This window comes from Polynucleobacter ibericus (assembly GCF_018687955.1).
GTDB classification, from domain to species: Bacteria; Pseudomonadota; Gammaproteobacteria; order Burkholderiales; family Burkholderiaceae; genus Polynucleobacter; species Polynucleobacter ibericus.
This window is the reverse complement of record NZ_CP061309.1, coordinates 1,318,093-1,341,503: the sequence shown is the minus strand read 5'-3', so window position 1 is coordinate 1,341,503 and position 23,411 is coordinate 1,318,093. Positions and strand designations below refer to the sequence as shown.

The 23,411-nt window shown below is 46.3% G+C and carries 20 protein-coding genes, 1 tRNA gene and 1 pseudogene; 7 read left to right on the top strand and 15 right to left on the bottom strand.

All coding sequences use genetic code 11. The features are described 5' to 3' along the window. Window positions 1–10: 10 nt before the first annotated feature. Window positions 11–961: a tRNA glutamyl-Q(34) synthetase GluQRS gene (gluQRS, locus tag AOC20_RS06810; RefSeq protein ID WP_215359607.1), complete on the bottom strand. Its 951-nt coding sequence runs from the start codon at window positions 959–961 to the stop codon at window positions 11–13. 3 nt (window positions 962–964) lie between these two features. Here gluQRS and dnaE point away from each other — a divergent pair, with 3 nt between their 5' ends. Then, on the top strand, window positions 965–4,582 hold the full coding sequence (dnaE, locus tag AOC20_RS06805; protein ID WP_215359605.1) for a DNA polymerase III subunit alpha: 3,618 nt from the start codon (window positions 965–967) through the stop codon (window positions 4,580–4,582). 25 nt (window positions 4,583–4,607) lie between these two features. Here the strand turns inward: dnaE and AOC20_RS06800 are convergent, their stop codons facing one another. The 3 genes from AOC20_RS06800 to AOC20_RS06790 are packed head-to-tail and all read right to left on the bottom strand — an operon-like array spanning window position 4,608 to window position 7,317. Beyond that, window positions 4,608–5,765, bottom strand: coding sequence for a glycosyltransferase family 9 protein (locus AOC20_RS06800; protein ID WP_215359602.1), 1,158 nt, complete (start codon window positions 5,763–5,765; stop codon window positions 4,608–4,610). A 14-nt stretch (window positions 5,766–5,779) separates the two neighbouring features. Then, complete coding sequence (locus AOC20_RS06795; RefSeq protein ID WP_215359600.1) at window positions 5,780–6,559, bottom strand: glycosyltransferase family 2 protein; 780 nt, start codon at window positions 6,557–6,559, stop codon at window positions 5,780–5,782. Then, window positions 6,556–7,317 carry a glycosyltransferase family 2 protein gene (locus AOC20_RS06790; protein WP_215359598.1) on the bottom strand — a complete coding sequence of 254 codons (762 nt, stop codon included), beginning with the start codon at window positions 7,315–7,317 and terminating at the stop codon, window positions 6,556–6,558. Before AOC20_RS06790 ends, AOC20_RS06795 begins: the two co-directional genes overlap by 4 nt. 10 nt (window positions 7,318–7,327) lie before the next feature. Here AOC20_RS06790 and msbA point away from each other — a divergent pair, with 10 nt between their 5' ends. Beyond that, window positions 7,328–9,091, top strand: coding sequence for a lipid A export permease/ATP-binding protein MsbA (gene msbA, locus AOC20_RS06785; RefSeq protein ID WP_215359596.1), 1,764 nt, complete (start codon window positions 7,328–7,330; stop codon window positions 9,089–9,091). Window positions 9,092–9,107: 16 nt separating this feature from the next. Here msbA and rng read toward each other — a convergent pair whose 3' ends face one another. The 8 genes and pseudogenes from rng to AOC20_RS06745 form a co-directional block, all read right to left on the bottom strand. Continuing rightward, complete coding sequence (rng, locus tag AOC20_RS06780) at window positions 9,108–10,571, bottom strand: ribonuclease G (RefSeq protein ID WP_215359594.1); 1,464 nt, start codon at window positions 10,569–10,571, stop codon at window positions 9,108–9,110. Beyond that, window positions 10,568–11,203 carry a Maf family protein gene (locus AOC20_RS06775; RefSeq protein ID WP_285896895.1) on the bottom strand — a complete coding sequence of 212 codons (636 nt, stop codon included), beginning with the start codon at window positions 11,201–11,203 and terminating at the stop codon, window positions 10,568–10,570. The genes rng and AOC20_RS06775 overlap by 4 nt, the downstream gene beginning before the upstream one ends. Next, window positions 11,196–11,639 carry a 23S rRNA (pseudouridine(1915)-N(3))-methyltransferase RlmH gene (gene rlmH, locus AOC20_RS06770; protein WP_215359592.1) on the bottom strand — a complete coding sequence of 148 codons (444 nt, stop codon included), beginning with the start codon at window positions 11,637–11,639 and terminating at the stop codon, window positions 11,196–11,198. The genes AOC20_RS06775 and rlmH overlap by 8 nt, the downstream gene beginning before the upstream one ends. Before the next feature lie 23 nt (window positions 11,640–11,662). After that, window positions 11,663–12,052 (bottom strand): annotated as a pseudogene (gene rsfS, locus AOC20_RS06765) (ribosome silencing factor); the annotation flags it as partial. Between the two features lie 45 nt (window positions 12,053–12,097). Then, complete coding sequence (gene nadD, locus AOC20_RS06760; protein ID WP_215359587.1) at window positions 12,098–12,799, bottom strand: nicotinate (nicotinamide) nucleotide adenylyltransferase; 702 nt, start codon at window positions 12,797–12,799, stop codon at window positions 12,098–12,100. A gap of 10 nt (window positions 12,800–12,809) precedes the next feature. Continuing rightward, window positions 12,810–13,721, bottom strand: coding sequence for an oxygen-dependent coproporphyrinogen oxidase (hemF, locus tag AOC20_RS06755; protein WP_215362244.1), 912 nt, complete (start codon window positions 13,719–13,721; stop codon window positions 12,810–12,812). A 41-nt stretch (window positions 13,722–13,762) separates the two neighbouring features. After that, the gene (gene purD / locus AOC20_RS06750) at window positions 13,763–15,040 is read right to left on the bottom strand and encodes a phosphoribosylamine--glycine ligase (RefSeq protein ID WP_215359584.1); all 1,278 of its coding nucleotides are present in this window, start codon (window positions 15,038–15,040) and stop codon (window positions 13,763–13,765) included. Between the two features lie 31 nt (window positions 15,041–15,071). Next, window positions 15,072–15,791 (bottom strand): YebC/PmpR family DNA-binding transcriptional regulator, encoded by a 720-nt coding sequence (locus AOC20_RS06745; protein ID WP_215359582.1) that lies wholly within the window; start codon window positions 15,789–15,791, stop codon window positions 15,072–15,074. 152 nt (window positions 15,792–15,943) lie between these two features. Between AOC20_RS06745 and AOC20_RS06740 the strand changes: the two genes are divergently transcribed. Continuing rightward, window positions 15,944–16,028 (top strand) — tRNA-Leu (locus AOC20_RS06740). Between the two features lie 38 nt (window positions 16,029–16,066). Here the strand turns inward: AOC20_RS06740 and AOC20_RS06735 are convergent. From AOC20_RS06735 to lptF, 3 genes are all read right to left on the bottom strand, one after another. Further along, window positions 16,067–17,008, bottom strand: coding sequence for a CysB family HTH-type transcriptional regulator (locus AOC20_RS06735; RefSeq protein ID WP_215359579.1), 942 nt, complete (start codon window positions 17,006–17,008; stop codon window positions 16,067–16,069). Between the two features lie 62 nt (window positions 17,009–17,070). After that, window positions 17,071–18,225 carry an LPS export ABC transporter permease LptG gene (gene lptG / locus AOC20_RS06730; RefSeq protein WP_215359577.1) on the bottom strand — a complete coding sequence of 385 codons (1,155 nt, stop codon included), beginning with the start codon at window positions 18,223–18,225 and terminating at the stop codon, window positions 17,071–17,073. After that, window positions 18,222–19,337, bottom strand: coding sequence for an LPS export ABC transporter permease LptF (gene lptF, locus AOC20_RS06725; RefSeq protein WP_215359575.1), 1,116 nt, complete (start codon window positions 19,335–19,337; stop codon window positions 18,222–18,224). The genes lptG and lptF overlap by 4 nt, the downstream gene beginning before the upstream one ends. A 164-nt stretch (window positions 19,338–19,501) precedes the next feature. Here lptF and AOC20_RS06720 point away from each other — a divergent pair, with 164 nt between their 5' ends. Genes AOC20_RS06720 through AOC20_RS06705 form a run of 4 tightly spaced genes read left to right on the top strand, consistent with a single transcriptional unit; the run spans window position 19,502 to window position 23,307 of the window. Further along, complete coding sequence (locus AOC20_RS06720; RefSeq protein ID WP_433915472.1) at window positions 19,502–21,106, top strand: leucyl aminopeptidase; 1,605 nt, start codon at window positions 19,502–19,504, stop codon at window positions 21,104–21,106. Between the two features lie 30 nt (window positions 21,107–21,136). Continuing rightward, window positions 21,137–21,601, top strand: a complete 465-nt coding sequence (locus AOC20_RS06715; RefSeq protein WP_215359571.1) for a DNA polymerase III subunit chi — start codon at window positions 21,137–21,139, stop codon at window positions 21,599–21,601. 5 nt (window positions 21,602–21,606) lie between these two features. Continuing rightward, the gene (lgt, locus tag AOC20_RS06710) at window positions 21,607–22,395 is read left to right on the top strand and encodes a prolipoprotein diacylglyceryl transferase (protein ID WP_215359569.1); all 789 of its coding nucleotides are present in this window, start codon (window positions 21,607–21,609) and stop codon (window positions 22,393–22,395) included. Window positions 22,396–22,398: 3 nt separating this feature from the next. After that, entirely contained in the window at window positions 22,399–23,307 is a 909-nt protein-coding gene (locus tag AOC20_RS06705) for a LysR family transcriptional regulator (RefSeq protein ID WP_215359566.1), read from the top strand. Window positions 23,308–23,411 lie beyond the last annotated feature (104 nt).

Genomic DNA, 23,411 nt, shown 5'->3' with positions numbered 1-23,411 from the left:
CTTCAAATAATTAACTTTGCCATGCATGAGTGGCTGCCAATAGCCACTCTGTAATGGTGACATTCTCACCATCCGGCAAGTTTTTCATTCCCAAATGATTTGCTGCTTTGCGTAACTCAATTAACGCATGTTTTTCATCTTGGGTATTAATCTGTGTTGCTAGGGTTTGCTTGCTGAGTTTTTCGCCATGCTCATCGAGCACTAGTGGCAGGTGCAGATATTCTGGTCGCTTGTATCCAAGAACTTCTTGAAGATAAATTTGCCTTGCGGTGTTGCTCAACAAATCTTGGCCGCGAACAATGTGCGTAATGCCTTGCTCGGCATCATCAACAACGACGGCTAGCTGATAGGTGAATAAGCCATCGCTCCTGCGTAAGACAAAATCACCCACTTCAGTATTGAGATTTTGACTTTGCGGACCGAGCGCTAAATCCTGAAATTCAACATGGCAATTCTGGGGCAGGGCAATACGCCAAGCTTTTTTCAAATCCCCTAAAGTTTCTATGGGGTTGCTGACTAAATTGATAGGGCGACAGGTACCGGGATAGATCATTTCTTGGTTGCGAGGGGTCTGTATTCCTGCGCTTGCTAGGGCGTTAGCAATGGTTTGTCTGGAGCAGGTGCATGGGTATAGGCATTTGAGCTCATTTAAACGCTGTAAAGCCCTCTGATAAGCATCTTGGCGCAGAGATTGATAAACAACCTCCTCGTCCCAAGACAGGCCGCAGGCGAGCAATTGGGCTTGTATTTGCTGGGCTGCCCCGGGTACGCAGCGTGGAGTATCTAAATCTTCAATTCTGAGCAGCCATTTACCCCCATTTTTACGGGCATCTAGCCAGCTTCCGAGGGCGGCAACTAGCGATCCCGCATGAAGGGGGCCAGTGGGCGAGGGGGCAAATCGCCCGCGATAGCCGTCAGCTGGGGATGAAGGGTTTTTGAGCTTGGACACAGCTAAAATCATCTCATGGCTTCACCCCGTTTTGTACATCTTCGCGTCCATTCCGAGTTTTCGATTACGGATGGAGTCGTGCGCATTGACGATGCAGTCGCTGCTGCCGTTAAGGATGAGATGGGCGCCTTGGCTATTACTGATTTAAGTAATTTATTTGGTTTAGTGCGTTTCTATACCGCCGCCCGCTCTGGTGGCATTAAGCCTATTGCTGGAGCTGATGTTTGGATCAGCAATCCTCAAGATCCCGACCAACCCCATCGTTTATTGCTGCTCGTACAAAACCATTCTGGCTATCTCAATTTATGCGAATTACTCAGTAGGGCTTCTTTAGATAATCAATCGCGTGGCCGTGCTGAAGTGGATTCAGCTTGGTTCAGTGAGCCTGCTGCCAAAGCGGAAGATAAAGCAGCCAAACGAACACTCTCTTATGGCTTGATTGCGCTCTCTGGTGCGCGCATGGGCGAGATTGGAGCTGCTTTATTGGCCGGGCAAGAAGATCAAGCCAAGATTATTGCGAGACGTTACGAAAAGCTTTTCCCTCAGTCTTTTTACATTGAGGTACAACGTAGCGGCAATCCTCAAGATGAAAAGCAATTGCAACTTGCCTGTCATCTAGCTAGCGAGCTGGATTTACCGGTGGTGGCAACGCACCCAGTGCAGTTTATGCAAAAGAGCGACTTTACGGCCCATGAAGCCCGTGTCTGTATTGCCGAAGGCGAATTGCTGGGTAACCCGCGTCGTGCCAAAAAGTTTAATGATGAACAGTACTTCCTAACTCAGGAAGAGATGGAAAAACGTTTTGCAGATTTGCCAGCGGCATTGGCTAACTCAGTGGAAATCGCCAAGCGTTGCAATCTTTCTTTAGTGTTGGGTCAACCCCGCTTGCCAGACTTTCCAATACCACCTGGTATTACTTTGGAAGACTATTTACTGCAGCAATCCGAGGTCGGTTTGAAGCGTCACATGGAACGCAACTTCCCGGATGCGGAAGAGCGCGAAAAAGAAATGGCTCGTTATAACGAGCGGTTGGTCTTTGAAGTCAAGACAATTGCTCAAATGGGTTTTCCGGGCTACTTCTTAATCGTTGCAGACTTCATTAACTGGGCAAAGAACAATGGTGTTCCAGTAGGACCAGGTCGTGGATCGGGCGCAGGCTCTTTAGTGGCATATTCACTTGGTATTACCGATCTAGATCCATTGCGTTACAACTTGCTCTTTGAGCGCTTCTTAAATCCAGAGCGGGTATCGATGCCCGACTTTGATATCGACTTCTGCCAACACGGCCGTGACCGTGTCATTCAGTACGTAAAGGATAAGTACGGCAAGGATGCGGTGAGCCAGATTGCTACTTTTGGAACCATGGCTGCGAGAGCGGCGATTCGTGACGTAGGCCGTGTCCTCGAGCAAGGTTACAACTTCGTTGATGGCATTGCTAAGCTGGTGCCAAATAAGCCAGGTCAGTACATGACTATTGAGATGGCGAAGAAGGAAGAGAAGCAGTTAGCTGAGCGCGAAAAGAATGAAGATGAAGTGCGTCAGTTGCTCTCTTTGGCTCAGCAACTAGAAGGTATGACACGTAACGTCGGCATGCATGCGGGTGGTGTATTGATTGCTCCAGGACGTCTCACTGATTTTTGTCCTCTTTACACACAAGAGAGCAAAGATCAGGACAGTAGTTCGGTTATTAGTCAATTCGACAAGGATGACGTAGAAGCAATTGGCTTGGTGAAGTTCGACTTCCTGGGCTTGACTACCCTCACCATCTTGGCAGCAGCAGAGCGCTGGATTAAATCTTTGCATGCCGATCGTAAAGATTGGAATATCGGCGAGATTGCACTCGATGATGAAAAAGCATTTGACGTACTCAAGCGTGCTAATACCGTTGCTGTGTTCCAGCTAGAGAGCCGCGGCATGCAAGGCATGCTTCGTGAAGCTAAGCCTGACCGCTTTGAGGACATTATTGCCTTGGTAGCCTTGTATCGCCCAGGTCCAATGGATTTGATTCCTGACTTTATTGAACGTAAGCATGGTCGTCAAAAAGTAGAGTATCCAGACCCTCGTATTGAGCCCGTTCTACGTGAGACCTACGGCATCATGGTCTATCAAGAGCAGGTGATGCAAATGGCGCAGATGATTGGTGGCTACTCATTAGGTGGCGCCGATATGTTGCGTCGTGCAATGGGTAAGAAAAAGCCAGAAGAGATGGCTCAGCATCGCAAGATCTTTAGTGATGGCGCAAAAGCGGGCGGTATCTCTGAAGGTAAGGCTAACGAAATCTATGACTTGATGGAGCGATTTGCTGGCTATGGATTTAATAAATCCCACGCTGCCGCTTATGCTCTATTGGCCTATCAAACAGCTTGGCTTAAAGCGTATTACCCAGCTGAATTTATGGCAGCCAACTTATCACTCGCCATGGATGACACCGATAAGGTGAAGATTCTGTATGACGATTGCTTGGCGAATAATATTCGGGTGTTCTCACCAGACATTAATACAGGCGTCTATGAGTTCACCCCATTACGCGCACCGGATGCTGCTCCAGATTCTCCAATTAGTCATGTCCGCTACGGTTTAGGTGCGGTGCGTGGCACCGGTGAGGCTGCAATTGAATCAATTGTTAAAGCGCGTGAAACTGGTGGACCATTTAAAGATTTATTTGATTTCTGTGCGCGTGTTGATCGCCGCCAAGTGAATCGCCGCGCTATTGAAGCGCTGATGCGTGCTGGCGCTTTTGATAGCTTGTATCGCGACTCTGTTCCTGCGGGTGGCAACTTATATGACATTCGTTCTACCTTGCTAGCATCATTAGCGAGAGCAATCGAAGCAGCTGAGCAAGCTGAAGCATCGATTCACCAAGTGAGTTTGTTTGAAGTGGCTGGAGAAGAAAATCGCCATCTTCCAGAGTTGGTGCGCGAGCCTGTCTGGTCTGAGAAGAAGCGCCTGCAAGAAGAGAAGAATGCATTGGGCCTTTGTTTAACAGGCCATATGTTTGATGCCTATCGTGATGAGACTTCTCACTTTATTCGTCAGCCTTTATCAAAAGTTACTGAAGGCAAGGATCAGTTGATTGCCGGCATTATTACTTCTGCGCGGATGTTGACTGGTCAACGTGGCCGCATGATGATTGCGACGATCGATGATGGCACTGCTGCTCTAGAGGTTACCTTGTATAGCGAGGTATATGAGCCAAACCGTTCATGGCTTAAAGAAGACGAGCTTTTGGTAGCTAAGGTGAATGTGACGCCAGATAAATTCTCAGGCGGCGTGCGTATTGTGTCTGAGGCGGTAATGGATATTACTGGCGCACGTATGCGTTTTGCTCGTAATGTTCATGTATGCATTGATAACGCGATTGATATCAAGATGCTTCGTAGCCAAATCAACCCTTACCTGATGGCTAATCGAGTACGTGATCCCAAACAGGGAGCTCATGCTCCAGCTGCACCAGGATCAAATGAGGGCATGAAGGGCTTAATGTTGACTGCTGCCGTAACAACTAGTGGTGGCGCTTGTCTGATGCAATTTCCTGAAGAGCTCAGAATTTATCCGGATGATGCTTGTTTGCATGGCTTAAATCAAATTTTGGCTTCTAAGCAAAAAGATCCTGTCCAGATTCAATACCACTAAGCACTGCTTTTAGTACTGAAGTGGTTTAGTTTGGCAAAACTTTCAGGATTGCCTCAATCACTTGCTTAGGTTCAAGTAAATCCAAACACTCGCTATAACTATCCGCTTTGTCTAGACATCCTGCTTTGCGACAGGGTACGCATTCGCCAGGCCCCTGCAGGATGGTGACATTACCAACCGTTTGTATGCGGGCGCGTAACTGATAGGGCTGCTCACCAACAAAGCCATTGGGCCAAGGGCCAAAGTTTGTTGGCGGGGTGGCACCAAAGAGCGTAATGGTTGGGGTATTGCATGCTGCCGCCAAATGGGTAATGGAGGTATCAACTCCAATATATAAGGCAGCGTTACGAATGAGAGCGCCTGCCTGTGGAATGGATAATTGACCGGCAGCATTGATGACTTGTTTTTTGCTTTCATCATCGATTAAAGACATGATGTCGTGATTCAGTTGCACATCTTGCTTAGCTGGAGATGCACTCAATACCACCTGAAAATTTTGCTTTACTAGCCAAGTAATGAGTTCTTGCCAATAAGCTAGCGGCCAGCGTTTGTAGGCAGTCAGAGGGCCTGGATGTACAACGACATAGGGTTGCTTTAGTTCACTCGCAATAATAGGCGTTAATGGTTCTCCGGCGGGTGGAGTAACCACAATAGGCTTAGAAAATAACTCTGCAGGATTTCTAAAGAAGGGCTCTAGTAGACATAGTTTTTCAGTAATCACATGCTGTTTAAAGTAATCCACATCTACGGTATGCAGACAGATGAATTTCTTCCAAGCATTTTGCTTCTCACTCTTACTGCGCTTGTTCTGATCTTGAGCATCCTTGCCTTGGGGATGGCCACCGAGTACGCCAACCCTTCTAAAGGCAGCTACCAGCCCATACAGATAGGCGCGATCGCTTGGTTGCGTCACTATAGCCAAGTCATAGCGCTGAAAAAGGCGATTAAATAAGGAGAGGTACTCAGAAAATCCAGGACGATCTGAGGTTTCAATGACTTCGGCGATGTCGGGATTGCCATGCAGCATCTCTAGCTTGCCGCGATATCCCAAGAAATGAAACTCCGCATCAGGCCAAAGCTCTCTAGCCTTGCTAATCAGAGGCGTTGTTACTAAAACGTCGCCTATTTGCCGAGTGGCAATAAATAAGACCTTTTTAGGTTTGAGGGTGGAATAAGTAGTCATAACAGCCTGAATGCTTAAAGAGCCTTCGCCATAATCTTTTCACGTACGCGACGTGCATTCTCAGCAGCATTACTTTGGTCGTTAATTTTGTGAAAGAGATGCAGTACCTCGGTAGACCATGATCCTGATTTACGTCGAATGCCATGGTGTTGCAAACGAAAGATAAAGTCCGCATCTTCATGACCCCAGCCGGTCATGGTTTCATCAAAGCCATTAATGGCTTCAGCATCCGCTTTCCAGCACGCCATATTGCAGCCTTTAATGCGACGCCAAACAAACTTTTTGTAATCGCGCCAAGAGCCATTACCCAGTTTTATTTTGAGTGGCCAGTATTTATTAATACTGCCATTGAGGCGTCTGCTTAAAAGGCTTGAGCAGAATTTCTGAAAACTCCAGTTGGGCCAAGTAAGTAACTCTGCTGTAAGGCTTTCATTAAGCAAAATTCGGCTACCAGTGACTAGGTAGCCTGTTTGTGCGAGCTTGCGATGTTGTGCCACAAAGTCTGGTTGGACGATGCAATCACCATCTAAAAATACTAGGTAGTCACCATGCGCTGCATTAATGGCTTGATTTAGAATTTTGGTCTTCCTAAAACCTTGATCTTCCTGCCATAGATGCTTGATGGTGGCAGGATGTGAACCTTGAAGAGAATCGATAAGCTGTTTTGTGCTTTCAGTCGAGCCATCGTCTGCAATGATGATTTCAAAGTTTCGATCGGTTTGAGTGGCTAGCGATTCCAGGCAGAGCTTGAGCGCTTGCGGCCAGTTATAGGTGGCCAGCAAAATCGAAATCATTTACTAGCTTCCTGATTTAGATGCCACAACTTAATATATCGGTAGTAAGTGCCTTGACCATTGGATACTGCTAATGCAAATCCTTGAGGACCATCCAAGAATCCTGCGCGCAGAATATATGTTCGAAAAAATGCCCAAGCTCCATGAAGGACTGCTTTGAGTGGACTACTTGTTTTACCTTTAGCAAAGGCTTGCTCGGCCGATGCTGTGGAATATCGATCTAGCTTTTGTAGAACTTGGGAGTAGTTCATAAAGCTGTAATGCAACATGGGGTTTTCCAGTCTAGCAACTTGACCGTTCGGGACAAGGCGTTCATGAACGAGATCATCCGAAAAGCGAGCAGTTCCTCGTTTAAATAAACGATCGACATAATCAGGGCTCCAGCCGGAGTGGCGGATAAAGCGTCCGCAATACCAAGACAATCTTGGGATAGCAAAGCAATCTACGTGGGCACTATGGTGAATCGCCGTCAAAATTTCGGATTTGAGGGCCGGCGTCAATCTTTCATCGGCATCCAGGGAGAGAACCCATTCACCTGTAGCTAAATCCAATGCCCTGTTCTTTTGTGGCCCAAAACCAGGCCAGTCTGATGGCTGGGATATCGTCGCCCCATGGTTTTTGGCTATTTCCAGGGTGCGATCCGAGCTTTTGGTATCGACAACCACGATCTGTTGGGCAATACCCTCCAGGGAGGCCAGACAATCGTCCAAATTGGCCTCTTCATTGCGGGTGATGAGTATGACTGATAAGGTGGGCATAATTCATTATATGAATGCTCAAGACCGTACCGCCTTAAATCGCCTAATTACCTACCTAAAGCCCCATACTGGCTTGATTATTGGGTCACTTTTGGCTATGGCCGTAGTGGCTGCCGCTGAAACCTCTATTCCTGCCCTAATGAAGCCTTTATTGGACCGCGGTTTTACTGGACAGCTAAATAGCAAGCTTTGGCAGGTACCGGTTTTCTTAGTAGGCCTTGCATTAGTCCGCAGTTTGGCTCAATTTCTATCAAATTATTTGCTCACCCGAGTCATTAATTTGGTGTTGCTCAAATTACGAGAGCAAATGTTTCGGACGCTTTTGCACGCAAGCACCACTTTCTTTCAAAAGAACTCCGCATCTAATCTGATTAATGCTGTTGTATTTGAAGTCAATAATGTGCTTTCTGTAATGGGCACCATGCTGATTAGCTTGGTGCGTGATTCATTAACAGTTATCGGATTAATAGGTTATTTAATTTACCTAAACTGGCAATTGACATTAGTAGTCCTCATTATTTTTCCTGTTATTGCATTTGTCCTGAGTAAGGTGAATCGTCGCTTGAGATCACTTAATAGAGAGCAGCAAACACTTACCAGTGAATTAGCTTATATCGTTGAAGAAGCTGCTGCTGGTTATAAGATCATCAAAGTACATGGAGCTGAAGAGTACGAAATGCATCGCTTTAGGCAAAAGGCTGAACGCGCACGTCAGTTTGCCTTGAAATCTGCTGTTGCTGGAGGCTTGAACCAGCCCATTACTCAGTTGATTGCCTCTATGGCTTTATCAGTAGTGCTAGTGATTGCTTTGATGCAGTCTGCCACAGAAGGTACGACTGTTGGCGGCTTCGCAGCATTTATTACTGCAATGATGTTGGTGATTTCACCACTAAAACACTTAGCAGATATCAATCAGCCGTTACAGCGTGGATTAACTGCTGCTGAAATGGTCTTTGACATGATGGATCAGCCTTTTGAGGAGGGCGAGGATCGGAAGATTAATATGCAATCTTTAGACAAAGCAAAAGGCGCTATTCGTTTTGATGATGTTGGTTTTTCATATCAACAAGAGGCCGGACGAAAAGATGCTTTACGCAATATCAGTCTAGATATTAAACCTGGTGAAGTTGTCGCCTTCGTTGGGCCTTCTGGTGGCGGTAAGTCCACCTTGGTAAATTTATTGCCAAGATTTTTTAAGCCAACCAGTGGGCATATTTTCTTGGATGATATTCCTTTGGAAGAGATTGTCTTAGCTGATGTCCGTAAGCAGATTGCGTTTGTGAGTCAGGACGTTGTTCTCTTTAACGATACGATTGCTGCTAACGTGGCTTATGGAGCTGGCGGTGAAGAGGGTATCGATCGTGGCCGAGTAATGGAGGCTATAGAAGCTGCAAATTTAACCGCCCTCATAAAAGAATTGCCTGAAGGTATTGATTCAATAGTGGGTGACAACGGTAATCGCTTATCTGGTGGGCAACGCCAACGTATGGCGATTGCGCGTGCGATATATAAAGATGCACCAATTTTGATTTTGGATGAAGCCACTTCAGCGTTGGATTCAGAGTCTGAGCGTCAGGTACAGGATGCTCTCGATCATCTGATGGCGGGCAGAACTACTTTAGTGATTGCTCATCGCCTGTCAACAATTGAGCATGCTGATCGTATTGTGGTGCTAGAGCACGGCCAAATTATTGAAAATGGCTCTCATGAAGATCTCATCAAGCAGGATGGTCTCTATGCAAGCTTACACCGCATTCAATTTTCTAACGCTTAACTCAAATTAAGAAAACTTAACTCAGAACAATATCGTACTGTTCTTGACGGAAGCTGCCTTCTGCTTGAAGGGTGATCGGCTTCCCAATAAAGTCACCCAGCTGCGCTAAGAATTGATTTTCTTCTTCCAAGAAGAGGTCGATCACATCAGGCGCAGCCACAATTCGAAATTCTCTTGGATTAAATTGGCGATGTTCTCGCACAATCTCTCTCAAAATCTCGTAACAAATTGTTTGAGCAGTTTTAATCTCACCCTTGCCAAGGCAGGTGGCACATGGCTCGCAGGTGATATGGGCTAAGGATTCACGGGTGCGTTTTCGAGTCATTTCCACTAAACCTAAGGCAGAGAAGTCGCTGACTGAGGTACGAGCATGATCACGATCTAGGTTGCGATTTAGCTCATGTAATACAGATTCTTGATGATCTTTTCCGACCATATCGATGAAGTCGATAATGATGATGCCACCAAGATTGCGTAAGCGGAGTTGTCGAGCAATTGCCTGAGCTGCTTCTAGATTCGTTTTAAAAACAGTGTCATCGAGATTTCGTGCGCCGACATAGCTTCCAGTGTTGACGTCAATTGTTGTCATAGACTCTGTTTGGTCGATCATTAGATAGCCACCAGATTTAAGATCTACTCGACGACCCAGTGCCTTATTAATCTCAGCATCGACATCAAATAAATCAAAGAGCGCTCGTTCGCCTCGGTGCAAAGTTAGCTTACCTAGTAGGTTGGGCATATAAGCGTTGGTGAATGCTTTGAGTTTCTCAAAATTCTCAGCAGAGTCCACGCGGATTTGGGTAGTTTCTTCGCCAGCAACATCACGCAATACCCTTTCAGCCAGACTGAGGTCTTGATAGAGCAGGGTAGGGGCGGGATTATGTTTCATGGCCGCATGAATGTTTTCCCAGGTGGTGCGAAGGTAGAGCATGTCATGCTGAAGTTCAGTATCGGAGGCGTCTTGAGCGCTGGTGCGGACAATAATGCCGCCCTTTTCATCATCAGCCATGAGGCTGGCAAGACGGGCTTTAATTGCCTCCCGCTCTTCGGGTTGATCGATACGCTGTGAGACGCCAATATATTTTTCAGTCGCAGTATTGCTGCCAGCAGGAGGAAGGTAAACCAAATTACGTCCCGCAATACTCAGTTGCGTTGTTAAGCGCGCACCTTTAGTTCCCAAAGGGTCTTTTAATACTTGAACTAGGATCGTCTGACCTTCAAACAATAATTTTTCAATTTGTGCTTGAGGGTTATTTTGGGTGATATCAGCAACATGCATAAAGGCTGTGCGCTCAAGACCAATTTCGATAAATGCGGATTGCATGCCTGGAAGCACGCGTACAACTTTGGCTAGATAGATATTGCCAACAATGCCGCGTTGACGTGTGCGCTCAATCTGCAACTCCTGAACCGCCCCTTGCTGAATTAAAGCAACACGCGTTTCTTGTGGAGTGATGTTGATCAGTATTTCTTCGTTCATATGCTGCCGACTTGCGCGCGGTCTAATAAAAGCTGGGTTTCATATATGGGTAGACCCATGATACCGCTATAACTCCCCTGAATTGAGGGAATAAAGGCCCCAGCTAAGCCTTGGATACCGTATGCCCCAGCCTTGCCAAAGGGTTCGCCGCTGGCGATGTACGAGTTTATTTGCTCTGGAGAGAGGGTGGCAAATTGAACCTCAGACACCTGCACTAGCTGCATAGGTTTTTCATCGGGATTTGCAGTCACTGCAACGCAGCTCAGTACTTCATGAACTTTACCGCTGAGCATGGTCAAAATTCGTGCAGCATCTGCTGCATCAGCCGGCTTTCCTAAAATTTCACCTTCGGGACTATTGGGTAAGCTGACGGTAGTGTCAGCACAGAGAATTGGCGCCCAGGGTAAGCCACTTTTTTGCCATCTCAAAATTGCTGCGTCACTTTTTGCCAAGGTAACGCGCTCTACATAGATACGCGCTTTTTCTCCTATGAGCAGCGCTTCAATGCTTTCACTATCTTCACTCGGTAAAGGCAACAGCATTTCAAAGTGAATGCCCATTTGCTTTAAAAGCTCTTGGCGACGGGGACTTTGTGAAGCGAGATAAATAAAAGAATACAAATTTCTACTCACGATGGTAGGGGTGTCCTTGCAGAATAGTCCAAGCTCGGTAGAGTTGCTCTACCAATAAGACTCTGGCCATCGCATGAGGAAGGGTAAGACTAGAAAGGCGCCACATGGCTTGGGCTGTGGTTTTCAAGCTGGGATCGAGGCCATCGGCGCCACCGATTAAAAAGGTGATGTCAAAACCTTCTTGGCGCCAGCTAGCCAACTGTGTTGCCATATTTTGCGTAGTTTGATCTTTGCCGCGCTCATCCAAAGCAATGACTCTGGATCCTTTGGGTATGGCTGCTGCAATTTTTACCGCCTCTTTTGCTGGTGTGAGATCAGGTTTGATCTCTTTAATTTCAATACTGCAATCTGCGGGCATTCTTTTGATGTAGTCATGGGTTGCTGTCGCAACCCATTCAGGCATTTTATGACCAACTGAAACTATAGTGAGACGCATTGCTGCAAGTCTGGACGAGTTTACTCGTCGTCGTCTTCAGAATCGCTGGCTTTGGCAAGACCTTTGCTACCAGCTAATTTGACGCGAACTGGTTTGGCACCCCACATACCTTCAAGTTGATAGTAGGAGCGCAACATCGGTTGCAAAATGTGAACCACGATATCGCCACAATCTACTAATACCCATTCCCCGGTTTCTAAACCTTCGATGGAAATGACTTCACCACCTTTGGCATTCACCTCTTCTTTGACTGACATTGCCAAAGAACGCGTTTGGCGATTGCTGGAACCAGTGGCGATGATGACGCGATCAAATAATTCACTTAATTTAGTGGTGTCATACACGCGTATATCTTGCGCTTTGACGTCTTCAAGGGCATCAATTACGACGCGTTGTAATTTACGTAAGTCCATATTTTCTCGACAATAATTTTTCTATTTAGGGTGATCTTAGCTTGATTACTGATACAAGCCCAGTTTTGTAATGATTTCAAGGGTGTGGGTTGGAATTTCCTCGGAGGCAATGGCGCTCCGAGATGATGATTTCAGGCGATCCCTTAACTCAGTAGAGGAGAGATCAACATTGAGGCTTTCATCAAGGTATATGAGGCCATAAGCGCTATTTTCAAGAGCGGTGCTATCCATTGCCCGATGTTCCTTTAAAAACTTACTCACATCGGGACTGAGTTCAGGGTCCGTCTGCTCGTTTAAATCATGATGCGGTCTAGTGGCAACAGCAAAATTGACATACTGACTGAGTTTTTCCCAAGAATTCCAACTTGGTAGAGCAATAAGGGAATCTGCCCCCATAAGCCAAGTCAAACTGGCATCGGCTCCAAATCGTTCTCTCAGCGTTTTCACGGTATCAATGGCATAGCTTGGGCCGGCCCGATCAATTTCTATGCGGTCAATGCCAACCTGGGTAGATATCTTGAGGTACAAGAATGCCCGTGCTAAATCAATGCCTGCAGCCTCAGTTAATTGCAAACGAGTCTCGGCTGGGGTGATACCAGTCCCTTTTTGCCAAGGTTCACCGCTCGGAATGAGTAGTAGTGCATCTAAATGCAGCAGTTTGGCAAAGTGTGAGGCTAATCGAAGATGACCCGCATGAGGAGGGTCAAAGGTGCCACCCAGAATGCCTATTTTTTTAACGGTACTCAATGATGGATGCTCAGGCTAGCCAATCGCGTGGCTTGAGGTAGTAGTCATACAACTTGGCTTCAGGTGTGTCTGGCTTAGGTTGCCAGTTGTACCACCACTGGACTACTGGTGGCATCGACATCAGAATGGATTCAGTCCGTCCACCTGAGTGCAAACCAAAAATAGTGCCTCGGTCAAAAATCAAGTTGTACTCAACATAGCGACCACGACGATATTCTTGGAAAGATTTTTCTTCTGGTGTGAAGCTATCTTGATAACGACGTTGTACGATCGGTAGATAAGCGTTGATAAATGCATCACCCACTGCACGAGTCATGGCAAAGCTCTTCTCAAAGCCAAGTTCATTAAAGTCGTCAAAGAAAACACCACCAATACCTCGTGGCTCTTCACGATGTTTTAAGTAAAAGTATTCATCACACCATTTTTTAAAGCGAGGGTAGAGTTCTTCGCTAAATGGATCCAATGCATCTTTAGCGGTTTGATGAAAGTGTTTGCAGTCTTCATCCGCACCGTAATAAGGAGTGAGGTCAAAGCCACCACCAAACCACCACACTGGCTCTTTGCCGGGTGCTTGTGCAATAAAGCAGCGTACATTCATATGGGTAGTGGGTACTTTGGGATTATTGGGATGAAAGACCAAGGAAACACCCATGGCTTCAAAACTGCGTCCCGCTACTTCTGGGCGATGATGCGATGCAGAAGGGGGCATTTGATCGCCGCGCACATGTGAGAAACCAACCCCACCTTTTTCCAGAATATTGCCGCCATCCAAAATACAGGTGCGACCATAACCTTTGAGTTTGCTGTCTTCTGGCTTGTGCCATTCGTCAGCAACAAAAAGTTTGCCATCCAAAGCGCTCATCGCGCTGGTGATGCGTTCCTGTAAGCCTAAAAAATAATCCTTTAAGGCAGCGATATCAATTTGGGTATGTTGATCTGACAAGGCGTTCTAACTTAGAGGGTTTACTTAATAGCGCGATAGCCAATATCTTGACGATATTGCATGCCATCAAACTTAATGTGATTGATTGCTTCATATGCCTTTTGTTGGGCGCCGCGAACAGTATCAGCAAGACCAACAACACACATTACGCGCCCACCCGATGTCACCAATTTGCCATCTTGCAACTTAGTGCCTGCATGGAAAGTAATTTGATCTTCGGTATCGGCTGGAATGCCTGTGATGACATCACCAGCGCGAGGAGTGTCTGGGTAGTTATGGGCAGCAAGCACAACGCCTAGGGCGGTACGGCGATCCCATTCCAGTGCCACTTCATTCAGCGTGCCATCTACCGCATGATCCAATGCATTGACGAGATCGCTACGGAGGCGCGCCATGATAGGTTGCGTTTCTGGGTCGCCCATACGGCAGTTAAATTCCAAAGTTTTGATCTTGCCATCAGGGGCGATCATCAGGCCCGCATATAGGAAGCCTGTGTAAGGAATGCCGTCTGCCTTCATACCTTGAACTGTCGGCATGATGACTTCACGTAATGCACGTGCATGAATTTCTGGGGTAACCACTGGGGCAGGGGAGTAAGCGCCCATACCGCCAGTATTTGGTCCTTGGTCAGCATCTAGTAAACGCTTGTGATCTTGGCTAGTTGCTAAAGCAAGAACATTTTTGCCATCCACTAAAACAATAAAGCTAGCCTCTTCACCGGTCAGGAACTCTTCGATTACTACACGGGCACCTGCATTGCCGAGTTTGTTATCAGCCAACATCATGTCAACCGCAGCATGGGCCTCTTCGAGATTCATCGCGACAACTACGCCTTTGCCGGCAGCCAGGCCATCTGCCTTAATCACGATTGGCGCACCCTTGGCATTAATGTATGCATGGGCCTCAAGTGCATTAGAGAAGGTTTGATAGTCGGCTGTTGGAATGCCATGACGCTTCATAAAGGCTTTAGAGAAGTCTTTAGAGGACTCTAATTGAGCGGCCAGTTGAGTTGGTCCAAAAATACGGAGACCATTATTGCGAAATACATCCACGATGCCAGCAGCGAGTGGAGCCTCGGGGCCCACAACAGTCAGATGAATCTTCTCACGCTTAGCAAAATCAGCTAACTCCTGCAAACCAGTAATTGGCAGGTTCTCAATGCCCGCAGCAGTTTGCTTGGCAGTAGCTGTACCACCATTACCGGGGGCAACATAAACCGTTTGCACTTGTGGAGATTGGGCCAACTTCCAGGCAAGCGCATGTTCACGTCCGCCAGATCCGATGAGTAGAATTTTCATAACAAGCTATCTGTAGTAATTAACTAAAAAATTAAAGCGCAGCGTTCGTAAATACTTCTTGAACGTCATCCAAGCTCTCGAGTGCATCCAACAACTTTTGCATGCTTTCAGCTTGATCGCCCTCTAAAGCAATCTCAGTCTCAGGTCGCATAGCAACGGTTGCAAGCTCAGGCTTTAAACCTGCTTTGCTAATGGCATCTTGCACATTAGAAAAATCAGGAACAGGGGAGAGCACCTCAAAAGAACCGTCCTCATGAGTAATGACATCTTCTGCCCCAGCATCCAGAGCTACTTCCATGAGTTGATCTTCGCTCGTGCCTGGTGCGAACAGCATCTGGCCACAATGCTTAAATAAGAAGGCAACTGAACCTTCGGCACCCATATTGCCGCCATTTTTATTGAAAGCATGACGAACCTCTGCAACAGTGCGAGTACGGTTGTCAGTTAAACAATCTACGATGATGGCTGCACCATTCATGCCGTAACCCTCGTAACGAATCTCTTCGTAGTTCACGCCCTCAAGTGATCCAGTGCCGCGTTGAATCGCTCTTTGCACGTTGTCGTTTGGCATATTGGAGTCTTTAGCTTTATCAATTGCCAGACGTAAACGGGGATTGGTAGCAACGTCACCGCCACCTAATTTGGCAGCAACAGTAATTTCTTTAATGAGTTTGGTCCAAATCTTGCCGCGTTTTTCGTCCTGACGACCTTTGCGGTGCTGAATATTGGCCCATTTCGAATGGCCGGCCATACGGGTAAGTCCTTTTAATAATTTGGCTAGAAGACCTCATTTTAAGGGGTTCTAGACCCAAGGTAGGGGGTATCTAAGCATTTTTTGTTACACTCTCATGTCTTAGCAGTAACAAAGTAGCAAAGTAAGCAGAATTTCCACTGCAAACACCTGCCTCGGTGATGGAATTGGTAGACGTGCCGGACTCAAAATCCGGTGCCGCAAGGCGTGGCGGTTCGAGTCCGCCCCGAGGCACCACTCAAAGACTAATTTGTCCTTGAGCATTCCTAGACACTCTAAATTTCGTAAGAATCCGATTCGTTCGACATCGCTTGCTCAACTATTTTCTTGGTGAGTGTTGGCGAAAAGAGTTCGATGAAGGTGTAAACAAATGAGCGCAAGTATGCACCTTGCTTCACTCCAAGATGGGTAACGTTATTTCCGAATAAATGTCCGGCGGGAATCACTTTGAGATTGCGATCTCTGTCCGGATCATAAGCATGACCCGCAACAATGCCGATACCCATGCCCGTTTCTACATAGGTCTTAATCACGTCTGCATCAATTGCTTCCAAAATAATATCGGGTGTAATGTTTCTTTGGGCAAAAGCGGCATCAATCTTACTGCGACCAGCAAATGCTTTGTCATACGTAATGATGGGGTACTTAGCAATCTCCTCAAGCGTCAATGTGGCTTGGTTTAAAAGGGGGTGACTCAAAGGCACCATGAGTACGTGTTGCCATTGGTAGCCTGGTAGGGCTAACACACCAGGGGTATTGGCAATGCCTTCGGTTGCGATCGCAATATCAGCGCGATCGTGTGTCAGTAGTTCAGCAATTTGACCTGGGCTACCTTGCTGAATACTCACCTTTACCTTAGGGAAGCGCTTAGTAAATTCCGTAAGCACTTTGGGGAGTGCATAACGTGCTTGAGTGTGAGTAGTTGCAATGACAAAGCTGCCTTGATCTTGACTGGCAAAATCCTTGCCCACTCTTTTTAATGTTTCGACTTCATCGAGGATGCGCTCAATTGAGGTCAAGATTCGTTTGCCTGGTTCGGTGAGGGAGCGAATACGTTTACCGTGGCGACGAAAAATCTCCACCCCTAATTCATCTTCTAACTCAATGATGGCTTTAGAAACGCCTGGTTGAGATGTAAACAGCGCTTTTGCAGCGGTTGTGAGGTTAAAGTTTTGCCTAACGGCTTCGCGGACAAAGCGGAACTGGTGAAGATTCATGCGGACTCCTATCTATATATCAACAAAGATATAGGAATCAAATTCTAAATGATTTTTTGGTCTTAAGCCTTGGAGACCCAGCGTAATCCCACGAGCGCCAATAGGAAGTACAGCAAAGGCGGGGTGAGGGCTGTTATCAGTGCGGGCCACGATCCCAGCAGACCCACGTTAGAGAATAGGGAATTAAAGAGCTGAAAACTCATACCGAGCATGATCCCCCCAAATACCTTGATGCCAACGCTACCCGCCCGCACTTTTAAATAGGCAAAGGGGAGGGCAAGTGTCAACATCACAAAAATAGTGAAGGGGTAAATGATTTTTTTCCAAAAGGCGATCGAATGTCGATGTGCATCTTGCTTGTTATCACGTAGATGAGAAATGAAACGACCCAAGCTCATGATCGACATTTTTTCTGGGCTGATTAAAAGTACGCTCAAAATTTGCGGCGTGACTTCAGACTCTAAAGTAAGAATTGGGTGGGTAAAAGTTTTTGCAGAAAAAACAGGATTGAGTGGGTCAGATTGTTTGGTTTCTTTGAAGCGAGTTTCGGTCACATCATTTAAGACCCAGACACCACTTTCATCAAACTGTCCAGAGACCGCGCTGCGTATGGAGAGGAGGTGGTAGGAGTCATTAAACTCGTACATACGGATATTGTGAATCTCATTATCTTTATCGACTTTTCCTACGTTGACATAGCGCACTCCAGGACGAACTGGACCACTACCATCTTCATCACGCAAGCGATCTTTGACCCAGACGCCAGTTCTAAATTGGGATGAGTAGGCAGAGCCCATTGCCCTCATGCGAATTTGATCAGACTTAGCTTCGGTATACGGGCCAATCCATTCACTCATGATGAGGGTGAGCACAATCAGGGGGATGGAAATCTTAGTAAGGGTGATTAAACCCCGCTTAACGTCCAGCCCGGCGATACGTAAGATGGTGAACTCAGACTGGCTTGCTAGCATGGCAAACACATAAATACTGCCAATGAGGCCCGCAATGGGGATGATTTCAGAGATGCGGCTTGGGGCCTTTAAGAGAACGTGAAGTAATGCCAGAGGCAGTGTGTAGGCGCCTTGAACGGAGCCGAGCTCACTCAAGATATCAAAGAACAAAAACAAAGCAACCAAAGCAAATAAGATGAAGCCAAAAGCAGCATAAATTTGCTTAGCTAAATAGCGCTCATAAATGAAGGGGAAAAGTAATTTCATTTGCGAGTCACTGCGGCAGGCAGTTGACGCCGCCACCATTTCAGAGAAGGATTAATACGATTGCGAATCAGGACTGCTGCCATCAAGAGCGCAAGTAGATGAATTGGCCAGATTGCAGTAAACACACTTACCTTACCTTGCGAAACAAAATTCTGAGTAAGGTTAAGTAAGTTACTGTAAATCAGATAAATTAAGACTGCGTAGAACATGGCAGTGTAATTGCCTAGACGAGGGTTCACATAGGCAAGAGGTATGGCAATTAGCACTAGGCCTAAGGCCATTAATGGTAGACCAACACGCCAGAGTAACTCAGCACGATTAGCATTAATTGATGCAGGGTTGGGGTCATTCAAAAGCTCATGGACGGTCTTTTCGCGATCACGCGGTGCTGGTGCCAAAGCATCTTTACTGCGGATCTTAGTGCTGTATTCATCAAACTCTAGAATCCTAAAATCAGGCTGAGTGGGTTGTCCCTCATAGCGCCTACCGTTATTGAGTACGATGGATTTCTCGCCACCATCAGAGTTTTGGATATAGCCAGTAGAAGATACGGCAATACTTAGTCGACCATTCTTAGAATCAGCTACAAAGATGTTCTTCACTTCACTCTTATCAACGTCAAGCTCTTCAATAAAAAATACACGTTCTGCTTTTGCAGATTCTTTAAATTGTCCGGCGCTCACCATGGATACATCATCGCGTTGCTGAAAGCGTTGACTAATTAATGTTGACTCACGATTTGCCCATGGCCATACGAAAAGCGCTAACAGGGCGATGACAATAATCAGGGGGGTAGCAAATTGCAGAATGGGGCGAATGAGATTGGTAATACTTAAGCCGCTTGCAAACCAAACGATCATTTCAGAGTCTTTATACCAACGAACTAAAACAATCAGGGTTGCAACAAATAGGGATACTGTCAAAAGAACCGCAAGATATCCCAAGGTAGCCAAGGCAATTAAAACAAGGGCATCCTCTGGATTCACAGCCCCGTTGGCGGCATAACCCAAGATTCGGATGACCAAAGTAGTCACCATAATGGTGACTAAAACCAAAAAGACCCCGCCAGTCGTAAAACTGAGTTCGCGGCGAAGGGCCTGGTTAAAAATCATGTGAAATAAGAGTCTGGATTTGTGTGGTTATTGGTGGCTACAAATGGCTTATATTGATACTAGTAAGGGAAGTTCATCTCATGTCGGAGGATAATGGATAAACGTCCCAAATTAGCATTTACCTCCCTTTTGAATCGACCAAAATACCGCAATAGATTATGACAATCCAATTTAGTACCAAGATTTTCCCTCAAGCTGATCTGCAGAGCCTAAAACTCCAGAAATCTAGCCTCAAGACCTTGCTGAGCCAAAGCACCGACTGCGTAGTGTTGGCTTACTCGAAAGCGGATTTGGATAGCTTTTCAGGGGTTAAGAGTATTAAGGCAAAAACGGGCTTTTTATCGGAATTAGACCTACTGCTGGGAGGCTCGGTTAATCATGCCAATATCGTTGGAGATCTAGATTCCAAGCAGGCAAACGTCTGCATGTTGCGCGCAGAAAGATCTTGGTCTAGTAATGGCGTTAAAGCGAAAAGGGTGTTGCTTGTGAGTTTGGGTGATGTTCATCTTGCTAGCGAGCGTAGTTTAACGACCTATTCCAAGGTAGCTCGTGCAGCATTGAAGGTGTTGAGTGGTGGATCGATTGGGAATGCTCTTTGGTTTACTCCCAGCTTTGCGCTTGCACATCAAGCTGACTTCATTGCAGAAGAGGTACGCTTAACAGTTCAATATGCCGGCGATCAAGCTTATCGTTTTGGCGTACGTCAGCCTGCCATGAAATTCAAAGCAAAAGATAGTGCAGATGCATTTAAGCATTTGATATTTGCTGGTAATGATGCTTGCGCCAAGGAATTAAAGGCTGCTGTAGAGCAAGGTATATCTATGGTAGAGGGTATGAACTTGGCAAAGGATCTAGGCAATCTTCCGCCAAATATCTGTACGCCAACTTATTTAGGTAAGGCTGCACAGGGCTTAAGCAAGAAGACCAATCTCAAAGTTGAGGTACTGGGGCTTAAGCAGATTGAGGCTCTAGGTATGGGTTCATTCTTGTCTGTGGCCAAAGGATCCGATACGCCACCGCAATTTATTGTAATGCGCCATCAAGGCGGTAAGGCTGGAGAGGCACCGATTGTTCTGGTTGGTAAAGGTATTACTTTTGACACGGGTGGTATTTCATTAAAGCCAGGCGAAGCCATGGATGAAATGAAGTACGACATGTGTGGTGCGGCTTCAGTAATCGGTACGATGTACTCCGTTGCTTTGATGAATTTAAAAAAGAATGTGATTGGTGTAGTGCCTACTTGTGAAAATATGCCGTCAGGTAGAGCCACTCGTCCTGGCGATATCGTCAAGAGTATGTCTGGGCAAACCATTGAAGTTCTCAACACCGATGCAGAGGGACGCCTCATTCTATGTGATGCGCTTACTTATGTAGAGCGATTCAAGCCTGCAGCAGTCATCGACGTTGCTACCTTAACTGGCGCTTGTGTGATTGCCTTGGGTCATGTGCATAGCGGTTTATTCTCTGAGGATGAGAATTTAGTGAACGAACTCACTAAAGCGGGCCACGTTTCATTGGATACAGTGTGGCGTCTGCCTTTAGATGCCGCATATCATGAGCAACTCAAATCGAACTTTGCAGATGTTGCCAATATTGGTGGACGTCCCGCTGGTAGTGTGACCGCAGCTTGTTTCCTCTCTCGCTTTACTGAGAAGTACAAATGGGCTCACTTAGATATTGCTGGAACTGCATGGAAAAGTGGCGCTGCCAAAGGCTCTACTGGCCGACCAGTGCCGCTCTTAGTGAATTTCTTGCTTGAGCGTAAGTAATAAGACGGCAGATCACTGGATACCGATTGAATGGCGCGAATTGATTTTCATAGCAATGTTTCCGATAAGCTGGAATACGCTTGTCGTTTAACCCGCAAGATATGGAGTACTACATCCGAGGGTGAGCCGGTGCGCAATATTGTGATGGTAGGCGAGAAAGCGGATCTACAAAAGTTAAATGAGCTACTTTGGTCCTTTAGTGGCGTTGATTTTTTACCCCACTGCTTTATAGATGATGAAGCTGCTGCCGAAACGCCCATAGTCCTCACAGATGATTTTGCTTCTTCGGCTCTAAATAGTATTCCCCATGCGGACGTCATGATTCATTTGGGAATACGTATGCCAGCAGACGTACCGGCCCTGGTAGCGCGCTTCCCCAGAATCGTTGAGGTAGTTACCGTCAATGAGGCAGAGCGCTTGGCAGGGCGCGAGCGCTACAAGGCCTATCGGGATCTTGGTCATGAGCTGCGTAACTTTGACCAATCCAAAAGTTAATATCCATGTTGATTCATCCTGAGTTTGACCCTGCAGCAATTCGTATTGGTTCTTTTGCAATTCATTGGTATGGCTTGATGTATCTCATGGCCTTTGCTCAATTCTTGCTCTTAGGTCGCTTACGGATTCGCTCACCACGCTATCAAGCGCTCGGTTGGACTTATAAAGATCTGGAAGACTTGCTCTTTGCGGGCGTCCTTGGGGTAGTGTTGGGTGGTCGCCTGGGTTACATCCTGTTTTATATGCCTGGCTTTTACTTGTCTCACCCTTTAAGCATTCTCAAAATCTGGGAAGGCGGCATGTCTTTTCATGGGGGTTTGCTCGGAGTGCTGCTTGCACTGTATTGGTTTGCTAAAAAACGCAAAACCACTTTTTTTGTGGTGAGTGATTTGGTAGCGCCTTTAGTTCCATTTGGATTGGCTTTTGGTCGCTTAGGAAACTTTATCAATGGTGAGCTCTGGGGTAGGCCTACTGATTTACCTTGGGCCATGATTTTCCCATTCGTGGATTCAGTGCCGCGTCATCCATCGCAGATTTATCAAATGCTAGGTGAAGGTGTTTTGCTAGGAATTATTCTGTGGATCTATGCTGGCAAACCTAGAAGAATTGGTCAGGTTTCTGGGCTCTTCCTATTGGGTTACGGCATTTGCCGATTCTTGTCAGAGTATGCACGCGAACCAGATTCCTTTTTAGGTCTTCTGGGCTTGGGTTTATCTATGGGCCAGTGGTTATGCGTGCCCATGATGGTGTTTGGTGCCTATCTCATGACCACATTTAAAGCCAAGAGTCAGTAACTTATGTTGAATGAAGAGCTTACGCTACGCAAGCTAGAAATACTCTGCTCATTCGTTCGGACTGGAAGTCTTTCTAAAACAGCCGAAGAGTTGCATCTCAGTTCAGTCAGCATTCATAAGGCCCTCCACTCACTTGAGTCAGGAATTGGGTGTCCGCTTTTTGTGAAAGAAGGGCGCCAATTAAAGGCCCTACCTGCTGCCCTTTATTTAGCCGAAGAAAGCGCTGATTTATTGGGGGATGTAGATCGCATTCTCAAAAAGACCAGGGCTAAATCAGGTGTCGAGAGTGGACAGATTCGTCTAGGATCGATGTACTCATTGACTGCCAATATCATTCCACGAATCATCATGGGCACCAAAATTCGTAGGCCAGACCTAGATATTGATTTATATCTAGGTTCGAATGAAGATCTTATGAAGAGATTGACTGAGGGTAGTGTGGATGCGGTGGTAATCGCAGTCCCAGCAAAAGATCTCCCTGAAGGCTTACAGGTAGTGTCCCTTTTTGAGGACCAATTGTTTTTAGCTTCATCGAAAGGCGCTAAGCCCACTCAAGCTGAGGTCGACCTATCTGAATATCGACATGAAAAATTTCTGACCCTGCAAGATGGCTTTGCTACCACCTCAGGGTTTTATGAGGCTTTTCAGCTGGCTGGCTTTAAGCCTAATGTGGTCATGAAGGTTGGAGATATTTTCTCCCTCATGAACATGGTTTCGGGCGATTTAGGAAGATCTTTATTGCCCGGTAGGGTAAAAGCTTTAATGGGTAATGCGATTGAATTTACCCCTTTGCTACCAAAGTACCAGGTTATCCAAAGAATCGGCTTAATGTACCTTCAAGCTAATGAATCTAATCCCAATATATTGGCACTTGCAGCTGAAGCCCGCATGCTGCATCGCAAAAACTCCTGATTTACCCTAACCCTTTGCTTCTTTAGTTAACCTTAAGTTAATGAATACTCATTCAACTTAATTGATTTTGCATGTCTTGAGTAATAAATTGAATTGAATCTAAT

Excerpts from the sequence above, each read along its gene's own strand:
- gluQRS (WP_215359607.1), bottom strand. The coding sequence starts at position 961 with ATGATTTTAGCTGTGTCCAAGCTCAAAAACCCTTCATCCCCAGCTGAC.
- dnaE (WP_215359605.1), top strand. The coding sequence starts at position 965 with ATGGCTTCACCCCGTTTTGTACATCTTCGCGTCCATTCCGAGTTTTCG.
- AOC20_RS06800 (WP_215359602.1), bottom strand. The coding sequence starts at position 5,765 with ATGACTACTTATTCCACCCTCAAACCTAAAAAGGTCTTATTTATTGCC.
- AOC20_RS06795 (WP_215359600.1), bottom strand. The coding sequence starts at position 6,559 with ATGATTTCGATTTTGCTGGCCACCTATAACTGGCCGCAAGCGCTCAAG.
- AOC20_RS06790 (WP_215359598.1), bottom strand. The coding sequence starts at position 7,317 with ATGCCCACCTTATCAGTCATACTCATCACCCGCAATGAAGAGGCCAAT.
- msbA (WP_215359596.1), top strand. The coding sequence starts at position 7,328 with ATGAATGCTCAAGACCGTACCGCCTTAAATCGCCTAATTACCTACCTA.
- rng (WP_215359594.1), bottom strand. The coding sequence starts at position 10,571 with ATGAACGAAGAAATACTGATCAACATCACTCCACAAGAAACGCGTGTT.
- rlmH (WP_215359592.1), bottom strand. The coding sequence starts at position 11,639 with ATGCGTCTCACTATAGTTTCAGTTGGTCATAAAATGCCTGAATGGGTT.
- purD (WP_215359584.1), bottom strand. The coding sequence starts at position 15,040 with ATGAAAATTCTACTCATCGGATCTGGCGGACGTGAACATGCGCTTGCC.
- AOC20_RS06745 (WP_215359582.1), bottom strand. The coding sequence starts at position 15,791 with ATGGCCGGCCATTCGAAATGGGCCAATATTCAGCACCGCAAAGGTCGT.
- AOC20_RS06735 (WP_215359579.1), bottom strand. The coding sequence starts at position 17,008 with ATGAATCTTCACCAGTTCCGCTTTGTCCGCGAAGCCGTTAGGCAAAAC.
- lptG (WP_215359577.1), bottom strand. The coding sequence starts at position 18,225 with ATGAAATTACTTTTCCCCTTCATTTATGAGCGCTATTTAGCTAAGCAA.
- lptF (WP_215359575.1), bottom strand. The coding sequence starts at position 19,337 with ATGATTTTTAACCAGGCCCTTCGCCGCGAACTCAGTTTTACGACTGGC.
- AOC20_RS06715 (WP_215359571.1), top strand. The coding sequence starts at position 21,137 with ATGGCGCGAATTGATTTTCATAGCAATGTTTCCGATAAGCTGGAATAC.
- lgt (WP_215359569.1), top strand. The coding sequence starts at position 21,607 with ATGTTGATTCATCCTGAGTTTGACCCTGCAGCAATTCGTATTGGTTCT.
- AOC20_RS06705 (WP_215359566.1), top strand. The coding sequence starts at position 22,399 with ATGTTGAATGAAGAGCTTACGCTACGCAAGCTAGAAATACTCTGCTCA.